Origin of the sequence: Enterobacter sp. 725m/11, from assembly GCF_011683705.1 — a bacterium.
GTDB lineage: Bacteria > Pseudomonadota > Gammaproteobacteria > Enterobacterales > Enterobacteriaceae > Enterobacter > Enterobacter bugandensis.
The window spans coordinates 1-15,944 of sequence record NZ_JAAQOK010000018.1 but is presented as its reverse complement, the minus strand read 5'-3'; the positions used below and the strand labels follow the sequence as shown (position 1 = coordinate 15,944).

General features: G+C 55.2%; 13 protein-coding genes and 5 tRNA genes. 15 read left to right on the top strand and 3 right to left on the bottom strand.

Annotated features, from left to right (window positions below; all coding sequences use genetic code 11):
- Positions 1-81 precede the first annotated feature (81 nt).
- Complete coding sequence (locus HBA26_RS09850) at positions 82-2,361, top strand: molybdopterin guanine dinucleotide-containing S/N-oxide reductase (RefSeq protein ID WP_243854835.1); 2,280 nt, start codon at positions 82-84, stop codon at positions 2,359-2,361.
- Here the strand turns inward: HBA26_RS09850 and HBA26_RS09845 are convergent.
- Together HBA26_RS09845 and tag are read right to left on the bottom strand one after the other, a co-directional pair.
- Entirely contained in the window at positions 2,324-2,770 is a 447-nt protein-coding gene (locus HBA26_RS09845) for an N-acetyltransferase (protein WP_028015086.1), read from the bottom strand. The two genes, HBA26_RS09850 and HBA26_RS09845, sit on opposite strands and share 38 nt — an antisense overlap.
- Positions 2,748-3,329: a DNA-3-methyladenine glycosylase I gene (gene tag, locus HBA26_RS09840; protein WP_028015087.1), complete on the bottom strand. Its 582-nt coding sequence runs from the start codon at positions 3,327-3,329 to the stop codon at positions 2,748-2,750. The genes HBA26_RS09845 and tag overlap by 23 nt, the downstream gene beginning before the upstream one ends.
- Positions 3,330-3,489: 160 nt before the next feature.
- Here tag and HBA26_RS09835 point away from each other — a divergent pair, with 160 nt between their 5' ends.
- The 9 genes from HBA26_RS09835 (at position 3,490) to dppF (ending at position 13,913) form a co-directional block, all read left to right on the top strand.
- Positions 3,490-4,032, top strand: coding sequence for a lipase (locus HBA26_RS09835; RefSeq protein ID WP_028015088.1), 543 nt, complete (start codon positions 3,490-3,492; stop codon positions 4,030-4,032).
- A gap of 236 nt (positions 4,033-4,268) precedes the next feature.
- Positions 4,269-5,471, top strand: a complete 1,203-nt coding sequence (locus HBA26_RS09830; protein ID WP_041911599.1) for an MFS transporter — start codon at positions 4,269-4,271, stop codon at positions 5,469-5,471.
- A gap of 238 nt (positions 5,472-5,709) precedes the next feature.
- On the top strand, positions 5,710-7,404 hold the full coding sequence (eptB, locus tag HBA26_RS09825) for a kdo(2)-lipid A phosphoethanolamine 7''-transferase (protein WP_126345583.1): 1,695 nt from the start codon (positions 5,710-5,712) through the stop codon (positions 7,402-7,404).
- A gap of 91 nt (positions 7,405-7,495) precedes the next feature.
- Positions 7,496-7,572: transfer RNA gene (locus HBA26_RS09820), tRNA-Pro, on the top strand.
- 620 nt (positions 7,573-8,192) lie between these two features.
- Positions 8,193-9,800 (top strand): dipeptide ABC transporter periplasmic-binding protein DppA, encoded by a 1,608-nt coding sequence (dppA, locus tag HBA26_RS09815; RefSeq protein ID WP_028015091.1) that lies wholly within the window; start codon positions 8,193-8,195, stop codon positions 9,798-9,800.
- A gap of 177 nt (positions 9,801-9,977) precedes the next feature.
- Positions 9,978-10,997 carry a dipeptide ABC transporter permease DppB gene (dppB, locus tag HBA26_RS09810; protein ID WP_028015092.1) on the top strand — a complete coding sequence of 340 codons (1,020 nt, stop codon included), beginning with the start codon at positions 9,978-9,980 and terminating at the stop codon, positions 10,995-10,997.
- 9 nt (positions 10,998-11,006) lie between these two features.
- Positions 11,007-11,909, top strand: coding sequence for a dipeptide ABC transporter permease DppC (gene dppC / locus HBA26_RS09805; RefSeq protein ID WP_028015093.1), 903 nt, complete (start codon positions 11,007-11,009; stop codon positions 11,907-11,909).
- A gap of 10 nt (positions 11,910-11,919) precedes the next feature.
- A complete protein-coding gene (dppD, locus tag HBA26_RS09800; protein ID WP_041911597.1) occupies positions 11,920-12,903 on the top strand; it encodes a dipeptide ABC transporter ATP-binding protein in 984 nt (327 codons plus the stop codon).
- The gene (dppF, locus tag HBA26_RS09795; protein WP_028015094.1) at positions 12,900-13,913 is read left to right on the top strand and encodes a dipeptide ABC transporter ATP-binding subunit DppF; all 1,014 of its coding nucleotides are present in this window, start codon (positions 12,900-12,902) and stop codon (positions 13,911-13,913) included. Before dppD ends, dppF begins: the two co-directional genes overlap by 4 nt.
- A gap of 44 nt (positions 13,914-13,957) precedes the next feature.
- On the opposite strand, the gene coaA is transcribed toward dppF, so the two are convergent.
- The gene (gene coaA / locus HBA26_RS09790; protein WP_032644951.1) at positions 13,958-14,908 is read right to left on the bottom strand and encodes a type I pantothenate kinase; all 951 of its coding nucleotides are present in this window, start codon (positions 14,906-14,908) and stop codon (positions 13,958-13,960) included.
- A gap of 317 nt (positions 14,909-15,225) precedes the next feature.
- Between coaA and HBA26_RS09785 the strand changes: the two genes are divergently transcribed.
- The 5 genes from HBA26_RS09785 to HBA26_RS09765 form a co-directional block, all read left to right on the top strand.
- Positions 15,226-15,301, top strand: a tRNA-Thr gene (locus HBA26_RS09785).
- An 8-nt stretch (positions 15,302-15,309) separates the two neighbouring features.
- A tRNA-Tyr gene (locus tag HBA26_RS09780) sits at positions 15,310-15,394 on the top strand.
- A 117-nt stretch (positions 15,395-15,511) separates the two neighbouring features.
- Positions 15,512-15,586, top strand: a tRNA-Gly gene (locus tag HBA26_RS09775).
- 6 nt (positions 15,587-15,592) lie between these two features.
- A tRNA-Thr gene (locus HBA26_RS09770) sits at positions 15,593-15,668 on the top strand.
- 118 nt (positions 15,669-15,786) lie between these two features.
- Positions 15,787-15,944, top strand: a 158-nt coding sequence (locus HBA26_RS09765) for a GTP-binding protein (RefSeq protein WP_227507214.1), incomplete at its 3' end; no start/stop codon positions are given.

Here is a 15,944-nt window from a genome sequence, read left to right as displayed (position 1 = left end):
GCCGTAAACCTGCACGCAACCAGGAGCGCACGCTTGAGCACCTCAACAAAAACCATTCTGACCGCCGCCCACTGGGGGTCGATGCTGGTCGAAACCGATGGCGAAAATGTTCTGTCGTCCCGTGGGGCACTGCCAACACAACATCCCAATTCGTTACAGACCGTCGTACGCGATCAGGTGCACAGCAAAACGCGCGTGCGATGGCCGATGGTGCGCAAAGGTTTTCTGGCCTCGCCGGATAAACCGCAGGGGATCCGTGGTCAGGATGAGTTTGTTCGCGTGAGCTGGGACGATGCGCTGGCGCTGATCCATACGCAGCATAAGCGCATTCGCGACAGCTATGGCCCATCGTCCATTTTTGCCGGCTCCTATGGCTGGCGCTCGAACGGCGTGCTGCACAAGGCCTCGACCCTGCTGCAGCGCTACATGAGCCTGGCCGGGGGCTATACCGGTCATCTGGGAGACTATTCGACCGGCGCGGCGCAGGCGATCATGCCGTACGTCGTGGGAGGAAACGAAGTGTACCAGCAGCAGACCAGCTGGCCGCTGGTGCTGCAGCACACCGACGTGGTGGTGCTGTGGAGCGCCAACCCGCTGAACACGCTGAAAATTGCCTGGAATGCCAGCGACGAGCAGGGGATTGGGTATTTCGACGCGCTGCGCAAAAGCGGCAAACGCATCATCTGCATTGATCCGATGCGTTCTGAAACCATGGATTTCTTCGGCGACAGCGCCGAGTGGATTGCTCCTCATATGGGCACCGACGTGGCGATGATGCTGGGTATCGCCCATACGCTGGTGGAGAACGGCTGGCACGACCGCGATTTCCTCGCCCGGTGCACCTCCGGCTTCGACAAATTCGCCGACTACCTGACGGGCGAATCTGATGGGGTAGTGAAAACGGCAGAGTGGGCCGCGGAAATTTGTGGCGTTCCAGCCGCTAAAATCCGCGAACTGGCGGCACTGTTCCATAAAAATACCACGATGTTAATGTCCGGCTGGGGGATGCAGCGCCAGCAGTTCGGCGAGCAGAAACACTGGATGCTGGTGACGCTTGCCGCGATGCTAGGACAGATTGGTACGCCGGGCGGCGGTTTTGGTCTTTCCTATCACTTTGCGAATGGCGGTAACCCAACGCGTAAAGCGGCGGTGCTGGCGTCCCTGCAAGGCTCGGTGCAGGGCGGCGTGGATGCCGTGGATAAAATCCCGGTGGCGCGAATCGTTGAAGCCCTGGAAAACCCGGGCGGTTTTTATCAGCATAACGGTCTGGACCGCCACTTCCCGGACATTAAGTTTGTCTGGTGGGCGGGCGGGGCAAACTTCACGCACCATCAGGATACCAATCGCTTGATCCGCGCCTGGCAAAAGCCGGAGCTGGTGGTGATTTCCGAGTGCTTCTGGACCGCCTCGGCCAAACATGCCGATATCGTGCTGCCGGCGACCACGTCGTTTGAGCGTAACGATCTCACCATGACCGGCGATTACAGCAACCAGCATATGGTGCCGATGAAGCGCGTGGTGGCCCCGCGTGATGAAGCGCGTGATGATTTTGACGTGTTTGCTGAACTGAGCGAGCTCTGGGAAGCGGGCGGTCGCGAACGCTTTACCGAAGGGAAAAATGACCTGCAGTGGCTGGAGAGTTTCTACCAGATCGCCGGACAGCGTGGTGCGGCGCAGGGCGTGACGCTTCCGCCATTTGCTGAATTCTGGGAGGCGAACCAGATTCTCGAAATGCCGGAAAGCGAACAGAACGCCCGATTTGTCCGTTTCGCCGATTTCCGTCGCGACCCGGAAAACCATCCGCTGAAAACCGAGAGCGGCAAGATTGTGATCTACAGCGAGCGCATCGCCAGCTTTGGATATGCCGATTGTCCGCCACACCCTTCGTGGCTGGAGCCGGACGAGTGGCACGGCAACGCTCAGCCGGAGCAGCTGCAGGTGCTGTCTGCCCATCCGGCGCATCGTCTGCACAGTCAGCTTAATTACACCTCTCTGCGCGAGCAGTATGCGGTCGCCGGGCGGGAGCCAATTACGCTGAATACTTTAGACGCCAAAGCGCGTGGGATTGCGGACGGTGACGTGGTGCGCGTCTGGAACCAGCGTGGACAGGTGCTGGCAGGGGCGGTGGTCAGCGACGGGATTAAGCCAGGCGTGATCTGTATTCATCAGGGAGCCTGGCCCGACCTTGAGCCCACCGAAGGTGGGATCTGTAAAAACGGGGCGGTTAACGTGCTGACCAAAGATCTCCCCAGCTCGAAGCTGGGGAATGGTTGCGCAGGGAACACGGCGCTGGCCTGGGTCGAGAAATATGAGGGGCCCGAGCTTACCTTAACGGCGTTTGATCCGCCTGCCAGCTCATGATCCACGTCGGGTGTTGGGTGTCATCCTGCCAGGCGCTGTCTTCAATGCGAAAGCCCTGAGCATGGTAGAAATTCACCGCCCGGACATTTTTCTGATACACCTCCAGGGTTAAGTGCGGAAAGCGCTGTTGAACATGGTTCAGCAGCGCGCGCCCGATGCCTTTTCCGATATACGCTGGCGTAACGAACAGCGCCCCCACAAACTGCGACTGTATGACGCTGATAAAACCGCGCGGCGTGCCGTTCTCCTCCCAGACCCAGGTTTCGGCGGCGGGCAGGTATTCATCCCGCACCAGCGCTTCGTTCGCTTTCCAGTAGTCGGCGTCGATAAACGGATGCGCCTCGGTGGTGCTCTCAAGCCACAGTCTCAGGAGCTGAGCGGTATTCTCACTGTGCCATTTGCGGATCATGGTTGCCCTCCGGGTGGCAGATGCAGCCCGTAATATGGTCATTGACCAGCCCGCAGGCTTGCATAAAGGAGTAACAGATGGTGGTACCCACAAACTTGAAGCCGCGTTTTTTCAGCGCTTTCGACAGGGCATCCGAGGCAGGGGTCGAGGTTGGGATCTCTGCAAGCGTGGCGGCCCGCGTCACCTTCGGCTCGTTATCCACAAACGACCAGACAAATGCTGAGAAGGGTTCGCCGTTTTGCTCCATCGCCAGATAAGCCCTCGCGTTACCGATAATGGCCTGAATTTTACCGCGATGGCGGATGATACCGGGATTCAGAACCAGTCTTTCCACGTCGTCGTCGGTCATGGCGGCCACCGCAGCCGGATTGAACCGGTGGAAGGCATTGCGGTAGTTCTCACGCTTTTTCAGAACGGTGATCCACGACAGACCGGCCTGCTGGCCTTCAAGGCAAATCATTTCAAACAGTTTTTCACCGTCGGTCTCCGGTACGCCCCATTCCTTGTCGTGATAATCGATATAAAGCTGATCCTGGCTTACCCAACCGCAACGTTGCATAGGTCATCTCCCTTCCTGATACGATAAACGCAAAAATTTCAATCTGCCCGGCTTGACGTGTCTGCTAAAGAGACAATAGTTAATACAGGGCTATATGCCCCAATACCTCTTCGAACAATGACATATATCGCCGAACTCGGCTCTTTCTGGAGTCGCTTTGATGATGATAAAAAAAATCAGTGGTCGCCATGCTGCTTCTGGCCTGGTGGGCGTTTCAGCCTGCCTGCTTATATGTAACACCGCTTTTGCGTGGCAACAGGAATATATCGTTTCAGATGCACAAAGTAATACGACAGAACGCTATACATGGGACGCCGATCACCAACCTCGTTATGAAGATATTCTCGCGGAGCGTATTAACCATTCGCAGAATGCTGCGGGCTTTGCGCTGAACGACCCATCCGGGTCGGATGCGGAAACCGTTCTGAGCGTTGGCTGGAATTTTCCCGTGGCGGGGCATATCACAACCGGGCCGGTCATGGCGTGGCGCACAGAGGGCACTCCACCCTCAACGGTAAATACGTTTAGTGATTCAACCACCGCGCAGTCGCTTACCGAACCCCTCTGGCATGCCAGCGTGAACTCGCTGGGGTGGCGTGTTGATACCCAGTACGGCGATTTACACCCCTGGGCGAAGATCAGCTACAACCAGCAGTCGGAAGAAGAATATTTGTATACCCTGGGCTTAAGCGCCAAATTTTAGGGTTGTTACTTTTTTAAACGCTGCGGTAACATATTTAATACAATAACGGCGGGGGGTGTGGTGATAGTGGTCACTCACCTTTAAACGTTTTCTTCTCCGGCAAGGTCGTTCATTCCCGCTTCCAGGCATTTCATTCCGTTTCTCCTGCATTTCATGCCGTTTTACCCCTGGCGTTTTGGGGTTTTGTTTATCGTGTCCTCAGCGAATTTCCTTAATTTCTCTTGCAGGATACTGCCATGAACACCTCAACCTATAACCGCACGCGCTGGCTGACGCTATTCGGCACCATCATTACCCAGTTCGCACTGGGTTCGGTTTATACCTGGAGTCTGTTTAACAGCGCCTTGTCTGATAAGCTCGGCGCGCCGATAAGCCAGGTGGCATTCTCCTTCGGCTTACTGAGTCTTGGATTAGCGATTTCCTCTTCCGTGGCGGGCAAACTTCAGGAACGCTTCGGCGTGAAGCGCGTGACCATGGCCTCCGGCATTCTGCTGGGCCTGGGCTTTTTCCTGACGGCGCATTCCAGCAACCTGATGATGCTGTGGCTGAGCGCCGGCGTGCTGGTGGGGCTGGCGGACGGCGCAGGTTACCTGCTGACGCTGTCGAACTGCGTGAAGTGGTTCCCGGAGCGTAAAGGCTTGATCTCCGCGTTTGCTATCGGCTCCTATGGCCTGGGCAGCCTTGGCTTTAAATTTATCGACTCTCAACTGCTGGCGTCCGTTGGCCTCGAAAAAACGTTCATGATCTGGGGGGCAATTGTCCTGGTGATGATTCTGTTTGGTGCCACGCTGATGAAAGATGCCCCGCAGCAGGAAGTGAAAACCGTTAACGGCGTGGTGGAGAATGATTTCACCCTCGCGCAGTCCATGCGTAAACCGCAGTACTGGATGCTGGCGGTGATGTTCCTGACGGCCTGCATGAGCGGTCTGTATGTCATCGGCGTGGCAAAAGATATCGCGCAGGGGATGGTAAAACTGGATGCCGCGACGGCGGCGAATGCGGTGACGGTCATCTCCATTGCTAACCTCTCGGGTCGTCTGGTGCTCGGTATCCTGTCTGACAAAATCGCCCGCATCCGCGTGATTACGCTGGGGCAGGTCATCTCTCTGGTAGGCATGGCGGCGCTGCTGTTTGCACCGCTGAACGAGGCGACCTTCTTTGCGGCGATTGCCTGCGTCGCCTTTAACTTCGGCGGCACCATTACCGTTTTCCCGTCGCTGGTAAGCGAGTTCTTCGGCCTCAACAATCTGGCGAAAAACTACGGCGTCATTTATCTCGGCTTCGGTATCGGCAGTATCTGCGGGTCGCTGATTGCCTCGCTGTTCGGTGGCTTCTACGTAACCTTCTGCGTGATATTTGCCTTGCTGATTATCTCGCTGGCGCTGTCCACAACGATTCGTCAGCCGCAGCGCGAAGTGTATAAAGAAGCGCATGCATGATTCGATGAAAAGGGGCCTCAGGGCCTCTTTTTTTTATCTCAACATCACTTCCGGACTTGTTATTTTGTAAAAAATTTCCTCGATCACACTCTCTGCTGCCACTTTTCTTTCCCGCTGTGGTCTACTTATCGCGCTTGTAGACGTTTCTGATAACGGTTTCGCTCGCATCTACTTACTCTGTCAGCTTTCTCACTGAGATTCGGCGGGTCTTTATACCCCTTCCCCCAGGGTTGTTTGCATGAAATATATTAGGTCTCTTACCCAGCAAAGATTGTGTCTGATGCTGGCTGTCTATATCGGTTTGTTTCTGAATGGCGCGGTACTGTTCAGACGTGTGGAAGGTTATTTCGAACACCTCAGCGTAAGAAATGGAATTTTTGCCGTCATTGAAGTGTTTGGCTCTATCCTGGCAACCTTCTTCCTGTTACGCCTGCTCTCACTTTTTGGCCGACGTACATGGCAAATTCTGGCCTCGCTGGTGGTGATTATCTCTGCCGCCGCAAGCTATTACATGACATTCATGAACGTGGTCATTGGCTACGGTATTGTCGCCTCGGTGATGACCACGGACATCGACCTCTCGAAAGAGGTGGTGGGTCAAGGGTTCATCATATGGACGATTTTGACCTGCCTGATCCCGCTCTTCTTTATCTGGAGTAATACCTGCCGTTATACCCTGTTACGCCAGCTGCGTACCCGGGGACAGCGCATCCGCAACGTCGCCGTCGTTCTGCTGGCGGGCCTGCTGGTGTGGGCGCCGATTCGCCTGATGGAAAAACAGCAAAAACGGATCGAAAAAGCGACGGGCGTGGATATGCCGAGCTATGGCGGCGTGGTGGCTAACTCGTATCTGCCGTCCAACTGGCTGTCCGCGTTAGGTCTTTACGCCTGGGCGCAGGCGGACGAATCCAGCGATGTGAAATCACTGATTAACCCGACCAAAAAGTTCACCTACCAGGCGCCGGCTGACGGGCTGGATGATACTTACGTAGTCTTTGTCATCGGTGAAACGACGCGCTGGGATCATATGGGTATCCTCGGTTATGACCGCGATACCACACCGAAACTGGCGCAGGAGAAGAATCTGGTGGCTTACCGCGGCTATTCCTGCGATACCGCCACGAAGCTCTCGTTGCGCTGTATGTTTGTGCGTGAAGGCGGGGCGAGCGATAACCCGCAACGTACGCTGAAAGAACAAAACGTCTTTGCCGTGCTGAAGCAGCTTGGATTTAGCTCCGATCTGTTCGCCATGCAAAGTGAGATGTGGTTCTACACCAACACGCTGGCAGATAACATCGCGTATCGTGAGCAGATTGGTGCCGAGCCTCGCAACCGCGGGAAAAACGTGGACGACATGCTGCTGCTTGAGGAGATGTCCCAGTCTCTGAAGAATCACCCGCAGGGCAAACATCTCGTCATTCTGCATACCAAAGGATCGCATTACAGTTATTACCAGCGTTACACGCGCGATTTCGCGAAATGGCAGCCTGAGTGTGTAGGCATTAATAAAGACTGCAGCAAGCAGGAGCTAATCAACGCCTACGATAACTCGGTACTGTATGTGGATACCTTCCTGAGCCGGGTGATCGACCAGCTGCGTGATAAAAAAGCGATTGTTATCTACGCCGCAGACCACGGTGAGTCCATTAATGAGAAAGAGCACCTGCACGGTACGCCGCGCAAGCTGGCACCGCCCGAGCAGTTCCGCGTGCCGATGATCATGTGGATGTCGGATAAGTATCTTGAAAATCCGGAGAAAGCGAAGATGTTTGCTCAGCTTAAGAAAGAGGCGGAAATGAAGGTGCCGCGCCGTCACGTTGAGCTGTACGACACCATTATGGGTTGCCTCGGCTATACCTCACCGAACGGTGGGATTAACGAAAACAACAACTGGTGTAAACTCCCTGATAACACCGCAAAAGCCTCGCAGTAGCTGCTCTGGCGAGAATATCGCCAGTTGAATGGCTTTTTGAAAATAAGGGATTGACGGGGGCGCACCTCAGCAGTAAGATGCGCTCCGCATTCGGCGAGTAGCGCAGCTTGGTAGCGCAACTGGTTTGGGACCAGTGGGTCGGAGGTTCGAATCCTCTCTCGCCGACCACATTCTGAAAAGGGCTAACCGCAAGGTTAGCCCTTTTTGCATTAACGGCTTACTCATCCTGATTCAGTAAAATGCCCCTTATCCCCGCTTCTTCCTGCCTGTTAACGATTTTGTGACATAATCCATTGTATTTTTTTATATATAGATTGATCTTTTTTCGCGTTGCTTATGGATAACCTCAGCATTTTTCGCTGTGCGTTTTAACGTTCGCGGTATTTAGTGCTCAGATAATCACCATTCTGCAAGAAAATTTACCCATTCTGAATAAAAGTTAATCACTGATTGTTGCGAAATATGAAGATATTTGTGCTGCAAGTTGGCGAGTAGCATAAATTTCCCTGCTGAAAACTGGCGTTCAGGGTTTTTTTAATCTTTGTTTGCGGTTTCTCACACTCGGCGCAAATCCCCGTCACCTGTATTGACGTTTTCACATTCTGTTGACAGATTGTAGGGCATGAGGGGCATTTCAGGGACGATCTGCGCTGCAACTCAAACGCTCTTCTGAAAGGATTCTCCATCCCTTTAACGCCTTCGGGCACCTCCGACCGGACCGGGTAAAAAATAAATAAAGGTCTGGCGGCGTAACACAACAAAGCAAAACATCACATTGGAGCAGAATAATGAGTATTTCCTTGAAGAAGTCAGGGATGCTGAAGCTTGGTCTGAGCCTGGTGGCTATGACCGTGGCAGCAAGCGTACAGGCAAAAACCCTGGTTTACTGTTCTGAAGGCTCGCCGGAAGGCTTTAACCCACAGCTCTTTACCTCTGGTACGACTTACGACGCAAGCTCTGTACCTATCTATAACCGTCTGGTTGAATTCAAAACCGGCACCACGGAAGTGATTCCGGGTCTGGCCGAGAAGTGGGACATCAGCGAAGACGGCAAAACCTATACCTTCCACCTGCGCCAGGGCGTGAAGTGGCAGGACAGCAAAGAATTCAAACCAACGCGCGACTTTAACGCCGACGACGTTGTGTTCTCCTTCGACCGTCAGAAAAACGCCCAGAACCCGTACCACAAAGTGTCTGGCGGCAGCTACGAATACTTCGAAGGGATGGGTCTGCCGGACCTGATCGCCGAAGTGAAAAAAGTAGATGATAAAACCGTTCAGTTCGTGCTGACCCGTCCGGAAGCGCCATTCCTGGCTGACCTGGCCATGGACTTCGCCTCTATTCTCTCTAAAGAGTATGCGGACAACATGCTGAAAGCCGGCACGCCGGAAAAAGTGGACCTGAACCCAATCGGTACCGGCCCGTTCCAGTTGCTGCAGTACCAGAAAGACTCCCGTATTCTGTATAAAGCCTTCCCGGGCTACTGGGGCACCAAGCCGCAGATCGACCGTCTGGTCTTCTCCATCACGCCTGATGCGTCCGTACGTTACGCTAAACTGCAGAAAAACGAATGCCAGGTGATGCCGTACCCGAACCCGGCAGACATCGCGCGCATGAAGCAGGACAAGAACATCAACCTGATGGAGCAGGCGGGCCTGAACGTAGGCTATCTCTCCTTCAACACCGAGAAGAAACCGTTTGATGACGTGAAAGTACGTCAGGCGCTGACCTACGCGGTGAACAAAGAAGCGATCATCAAGGCCGTTTACCAGGGCGCGGGCGTTGCTGCCAAGAACCTGATCCCACCAACCATGTGGGGCTATAACGACGACGTTAAGGACTACAGTTACGATCCTGAGAAAGCGAAAGCGCTGCTGAAAGAAGCGGGCCAGGATAAAGGCTTTACCGTCGAGCTGTGGGCGATGCCGGTACAGCGTCCGTACAACCCGAACGCACGCCGTATGGCGGAAATGGTCCAGGCTGACTGGGCTAAGATTGGCGTTCAGGCCAAGATCGTGACCTACGAGTGGGGCGAGTATCTGAAGCGCGCCAAAGCGGGTGAGCACCAGGCGGTAATGATGGGCTGGACCGGTGACAACGGGGATCCGGACAACTTCTTCGCCACCCTGTTCAGCTGTGCGGCAGCGAAAGACGGCTCTAACTACTCTCGCTGGTGCTACAAGCCGTTTGAAGACCTGATCCAGCCGGCGCGTGCGACCGACGATCACAACAAACGTATTGAACTCTACAAGCAGGCTCAGGTTGTTATGCACGATCAGGCTCCGGCGCTGATTGTTGCTCACTCCACCGTGTATGAGCCAGTGCGTAAAGAAGTGAAGGGCTATGTGGTTGATCCACTGGGCAAACACCACTTCGAAAACGTATCGGTTGAATAATTAAAAGCAACGCCAGGCGGCGCTGCGCTTGCACTGGCCTACGGTATGTAGGCTGGGGAAGCGTAGCGCCACCCGGCAGCAGTGCTTTATTGCCTCTCTGAAAGGGGAGGGAATAAGATTTGTGAGCAATACAGACGTCACGCCACTGGCCGTGCGTCATCAGAGAGAATCCGGGTTATGTTGCAGTTCATCCTCCGACGTCTGGGACTTGTTATCCCGACGTTTATCGGTATCACCCTTCTCACTTTTGCCTTCGTCCATATGATCCCCGGCGACCCGGTAATGATTATGGCGGGCGAGCGTGGTATCTCCCCTGAACGTCATGCGCAGCTGCTGGCTGAACTCGGCCTCGATAAGCCGATGTGGCAGCAGTACCTCCACTATATCTGGGGCGTGATGCACGGTGACTTAGGGATTTCGTTAAAAAGCCGTCTTCCGGTGTGGGACGAGTTCGTGCCGCGTTTTAAAGCGACGCTGGAGCTTGGCATCTGCGCCATGATTTTCGCCACTGCGGTGGGTATTCCTGTTGGGGTACTGGCTGCCGTTAAGCGTGGCTCTATTTTCGACCATACCGCCGTGGGTCTGGCGCTGACCGGTTATTCCATGCCTATCTTCTGGTGGGGCATGATGCTGATCATGCTGGTCTCGGTGCAATTGAACCTGACGCCGGTCTCCGGACGCGTCAGCGATATGGTCTTCCTTGATGATACCAATCCGTTAACCGGCTTTATGCTGATCGACACGGCCATCTGGGGCGAGGAGGGCAACTTCATTGATGCCGTTGCGCACATGATCCTGCCAGCCATGGTGCTGGGCACCATTCCTCTGGCGGTGATCGTGCGTATGACCCGTTCCTCCATGCTGGAAGTGCTGGGTGAAGATTACATCCGTACCGCGCGCGCCAAAGGTTTAACCCGCATGCGCGTCATCATCGTCCACGCGCTGCGTAACGCCATGCTGCCGGTGGTGACCGTTATCGGCCTCCAGGTGGGTACGCTGCTGGCGGGGGCGATCCTGACGGAAACCATCTTCTCCTGGCCGGGCCTCGGACGCTGGCTGATTGATGCGCTGCAACGCCGTGACTATCCGGTGGTGCAGGGTGGGGTGCTGCTGGTCGCGACGATGATTATCCTCGTCAACCTGCTGGTCGATTTGCTGTACGGCGTGGTGAACCCGCGTATTCGTCATAAGAAGTAAGGGGCCATCATGTCACAGGTTTCTGAAAACAAAGCTGTTGCTGCACCGGTTCCAATGACGCCGCTGCAGGAGTTCTGGCACTACTTCAAGCGCAATAAAGGCGCGGTAGTCGGGCTGGTGTATGTCGCTATCATGATCCTGATTGCGGTGTTTGCGAACTTTCTGGCGCCGTATAACCCGGCGGATCAGTTCCGCGATGCGCTGCTGGCACCTCCTGCCTGGCAGGACGGCGGTAGCCTGGCGCACCTGCTGGGTACCGATGATGTGGGCCGCGATGTGCTGTCGCGTCTGATGTACGGCGCGCGTTTGTCGCTGCTGGTTGGTTGTCTGGTGGTGGTGCTCTCCCTGATTATGGGGATCATCCTCGGCCTGGTTGCCGGTTACTTCGGCGGCATCGTTGATAACATAATTATGCGTATCGTCGACATCATGCTGGCACTGCCAAGCCTGCTGCTGGCTCTGGTGCTGGTGGCGATCTTCGGCCCGTCGATCGGTAACGCCGCCCTGGCGCTGACCTTTGTGGCGCTTCCCCACTACGTGCGATTAACACGCGCGGCGGTGCTGGTGGAAGTGAACCGCGACTACGTCACCGCCTCTCGCGTGGCGGGTGCCGGTGCGATGCGCCAGATGTTCGTTAATATCTTCCCTAACTGCCTTGCGCCGCTGATCGTTCAGGCGTCGCTCGGTTTCTCTAACGCCATTCTTGATATGGCCGCTCTTGGCTTCCTGGGCATGGGTGCGCAGCCGCCAACACCGGAGTGGGGCACCATGCTCTCCGACGTGTTGCAGTTCGCACAAAGCGCCTGGTGGGTTGTCACCTTCCCGGGTCTGGCAATCCTGCTGACGGTGCTGGCATTTAACCTGATGGGTGATGGCCTGCGTGATGCGCTTGATCCCAAACTGAAGCAGTAAGAGGCACGAGATGGCGTTATTAAATGTAGATAAATTATCGGTGCACTTCGGCGACGAAGGCACCCCGTTTCGCGCCGTGGACCGCATCAGCTACAGCGTCAATCAGGGCGAAGTGGTTGGTATCGTCGGGGAGTCCGGTTCCGGTAAGTCGGTGAGTTCACTGGCAATCATGGGGCTGATTGATTACCCGGGCCGCGTGATGGCGGAAAACCTGCAGTTCAACGGTCAGGACCTGAAGCGCATTTCTGAGAAACAGCGCCGCCAGCTGGTGGGCGCCGAAGTGGCGATGATCTTCCAGGACCCGATGACCAGCCTGAACCCGTGCTACACGGTCGGCTTCCAGATTATGGAAGCGATTAAGGTGCACCAGGGTGGTAACAAGAAAACCCGTCGCCAGCGCGCGATCGACCTGCTGAACCAGGTGGGTATTCCTGATCCGGCATCGCGGCTGGACGTATACCCGCACCAGCTTTCCGGTGGGATGAGCCAGCGCGTGATGATCGCCATGGCGATTGCCTGTCGACCAAAGCTGCTGATTGCGGATGAACCGACAACGGCGCTGGATGTGACCATTCAGGCGCAAATCATCGAGCTGCTGCTGGAGTTGCAGCAGAAAGAGAACATGGCGCTGGTGCTGATTACGCACGATCTGGCGCTGGTGGCCGAAGCGGCACACAAGATCATCGTGATGTACGCGGGCCAGGTGGTCGAGACCGGAAATTCGCACGATATCTTCCGCGCGCCGCGTCACCCGTATACCCAGGCTCTGCTGCGTGCGCTGCCGGAGTTTGCCCAGGACAAAGCGCGTCTGGCGTCGCTGCCGGGCGTGGTTCCGGGCAAATACGACCGTCCGCAGGGCTGTCTGCTTAATCCGCGCTGCCCGTATGCCACGGACAAATGTCGCGTAGAGGAGCCAGAGCTGAATCTGCTGGCCGACGGTCGACAGTCAAAATGCCACTACCCACTCGATGATGCCGGGAGGCCAACACTATGAGTACGCAACAGGCCACCACGCAACAACCGCTGTTGCAGGCCATCGACCTGAAAAAACACTACCCGGTGAAAAAGGGGATTTTTGCCCCTGAGCGCCTGGTGAAAGCGCTGGACGGCGTGTCATTTACCCTTGAACGCGGTAAAACGCTGGCGGTGGTGGGGGAGTCAGGCTGCGGGAAATCGACGCTGGGCCGTCTGCTGACGATGATTGAAGTCCCGACCGGCGGTGAGCTTTATTATCAGGGCCAGGATCTGCTCAAGCACGACCCGCAGGCGCAGAAGCTGCGCCGCCAGAAAATCCAGATTGTGTTCCAGAATCCGTACGGTTCTTTGAACCCGCGTAAAAAAGTGGGACAGATCCTGGAAGAGCCCCTGCTGATTAACAGCAATCTGAGCAAAGAGCAGCGCCGTGAAAAAGCGCTGGCAATGATGGCGAAGGTCGGCCTCAAAACCGAGCATTACGACCGCTACCCGCATATGTTCTCCGGCGGCCAGCGTCAGCGTATCGCTATCGCCCGCGGGCTGATGCTCGATCCGGATGTGGTGATTGCCGATGAGCCGGTTTCGGCGCTCGACGTGTCCGTGCGCGCGCAGGTGCTGAACCTGATGATGGATCTCCAGCAGGATCTGGGGCTGTCTTATGTCTTCATCTCCCATGACCTGTCGGTGGTGGAGCATATTGCCGATGAAGTGATGGTGATGTATCTGGGACGCTGCGTGGAGAAGGGGACCAAAGAGCAGATCTTTAGTAATCCTCGTCATCCATACACCCAGGCGCTGCTGTCTGCGACGCCGCGTCTGAACCCGGACGATCGTCGCGAGCGCATTAAGCTGACGGGTGAACTGCCAAGTCCGCTGAATCCGCCGCCGGGGTGTGCCTTCAACGCGCGCTGCAGCCGCCGCTTTGGCCCGTGCACCCAGCTTCAGCCGCAGCTGAAGGATTATGGCGGTCAGCTGGTCGCCTGCTTTGCGGTCGATCAGGATGAAAATGGCGAGAAGCCGCACGCATAACGAAAAAAAACCGGCGCTAAGCCGGTTTTTTTATGTCTGCCTGACTATTTTCGCAGGCGAATCTGGTCGACGGCGTGCTTCTCGCTCTTGGTGAGGATCAGGCTCGCACGCTCGCGCGTCGGGAGGATGTTCTCTTTGAGGTTCACGTAGTTGATCTCATTCCACAGCCCCCTGGCCACATTAATCGCCTCTTCTTCAGAAAGCTGGGCGTAGTGGTGGAAATAGGAGTCCGGGTCGGTGAATGCCCCTTCGCGGAACTTCAGGAAGCGGTTGATATACCAGTTCTGCAGCAGATCTTCCGGCGCATCAACATAGATAGAGAAATCGACGAAATCCGAAACGAACACATGATGTGGGTCATGAGGATAGTCCATGCCGCTTTGCAGCACGTTCAAACCTTCAAGGATCAGGATATCCGGCTGGACTACCGTTTTATCCCCATCCGGGATGCGGTCGTAAATCAGGTGTGAATAGACCGGCGCCGTGACGTGCGGCACGCCAGATTTCAGGTCAGAGACAAATTTTACCAGACGGTGCATATCATAAGAGAGCGGGAAGCCCTTCTTCTTCATCAGCCCGCGTTCTTTTAAGACCTCATTCGGGTGCAGGAAGCCGTCGGTGGTGATCAACTCAACGCTGCGGTGTTCCGGCCAGCGGCTCAGCAGCGCCTGCAGCACGCGTGCGGTAGTGCTTTTACCCACGGCCACGCTGCCCGCAATACTAATGATATAAGGAATGCGCTGACCATTGGTTCCGAGGAACTGCTCCAGCACCGCCTGACGGCGCAGGTTGGAGCTGATATAGAAGTTAAGCAAGCGAGAGAGGGGGAGATAAATTTCTGCCACCTCTTCCAGGGACAGATCTTCGTTTATCCCTTTTAACCGTGCGATTTCACCTTCCGTCAGCGTCATAGGGACGGAATCACGCAGGGCAGCCCACTGGCTGCGGTTAAAGTGAAGATAAGGCGTCATTAACGTTTGCTCTTTTTTGCTCATAAGCATGCTTCAGTGAGCCAGCGCTATGCTGCCGGGACGTGGCTCATCACACAGTTAATTTTGGACAATGGGCAGGAGGTTAACACCAGATGGCGGGAATAATAAGAAAAAAGATGGAAAGCGCTGCGTTACGCGGAAGCCGTCACGCTACGGTGTATGCGATGTAAATCATGCCTGTATGTTGATTATTTGACCCGGAATGGCTACTTTTACATCGCTTAGCGCTGCGTTCGCATAAAATGTGAGCGAAAGAACGTTTTATGCAAATTTTTAGTTGCATGACCGCGCAGGTATCCATAGAATGCGCGCTACTTGATGCCGACTTAGCTCAGTAGGTAGAGCAACTGACTTGTAATCAGTAGGTCACCAGTTCGATTCCGGTAGTCGGCACCATCAAGTCCGGTGGGGTTCCCGAGCGGCCAAAGGGAGCAGACTGTAAATCTGCCGTCACAGACTTCGAAGGTTCGAATCCTTCCCCCACCACCACTTTCTGGCAGCGTAAATGCCGCCGGAGCTGGTTGGAAAAATTAGCCAGCTCAAACTGAAAAAGAGAGAAATCTCTTTTTTTGTTACAGAAAGAACTGGGTAGCCGAGTTTCAGGATGCGGGCATCGTATAATGGCTATTACCTCAGCCTTCCAAGCTGATGATGCGGGTTCGATTCCCGCTGCCCGCTCCAATACGTGCTGATATGGCTCAGTTGGTAGAGCGCACCCTTGGTAAGGGTGAGGTCCCCAGTTCGACTCTGGGTATCAGCACCACTTCACTTCTCCTTCCCGTTTCTCTCTGTTTCAATTTTACTGTATTCAACAATTCAGGCATTTCGCCTGGTTGATGTGGTGATATCACCGATTTATCCGTGTCTTAGAGGGACAATCGATGTCTAAAGAAAAGTTTGAACGTACAAAACCGCACGTTAACGTCGGTACTATCGGCCACGTTGACCATGGTAAAACAACGCTGACCGCTGCAATCACTACCGTTCTGGCTAAAACCTACGGTGGTTCTGCTCGTGCATTCGACCAGATCGATAACGC

Bases quoted from the DNA above. Each gene is read 5' to 3' on its own strand.
- eptB (WP_126345583.1), top strand. From the start codon at position 5,710: ATGAAATATATTAGGTCTCTTACCCAGCAAAGATTGTGTCTGATGCTG.
- dppF (WP_028015094.1), top strand. From the start codon at position 12,900: ATGAGTACGCAACAGGCCACCACGCAACAACCGCTGTTGCAGGCCATC.
- tag (WP_028015087.1), bottom strand. From the start codon at position 3,329: ATGCAACGTTGCGGTTGGGTAAGCCAGGATCAGCTTTATATCGATTAT.
- coaA (WP_032644951.1), bottom strand. From the start codon at position 14,908: ATGAGCAAAAAAGAGCAAACGTTAATGACGCCTTATCTTCACTTTAAC.
- HBA26_RS09845 (WP_028015086.1), bottom strand. From the start codon at position 2,770: ATGATCCGCAAATGGCACAGTGAGAATACCGCTCAGCTCCTGAGACTG.
- dppB (WP_028015092.1), top strand. From the start codon at position 9,978: ATGTTGCAGTTCATCCTCCGACGTCTGGGACTTGTTATCCCGACGTTT.
- HBA26_RS09835 (WP_028015088.1), top strand. From the start codon at position 3,490: ATGATGATAAAAAAAATCAGTGGTCGCCATGCTGCTTCTGGCCTGGTG.
- HBA26_RS09830 (WP_041911599.1), top strand. From the start codon at position 4,269: ATGAACACCTCAACCTATAACCGCACGCGCTGGCTGACGCTATTCGGC.
- dppC (WP_028015093.1), top strand. From the start codon at position 11,007: ATGTCACAGGTTTCTGAAAACAAAGCTGTTGCTGCACCGGTTCCAATG.
- dppA (WP_028015091.1), top strand. From the start codon at position 8,193: ATGAGTATTTCCTTGAAGAAGTCAGGGATGCTGAAGCTTGGTCTGAGC.
- HBA26_RS09850 (WP_243854835.1), top strand. From the start codon at position 82: ATGCTGGTCGAAACCGATGGCGAAAATGTTCTGTCGTCCCGTGGGGCA.
- dppD (WP_041911597.1), top strand. From the start codon at position 11,920: ATGGCGTTATTAAATGTAGATAAATTATCGGTGCACTTCGGCGACGAA.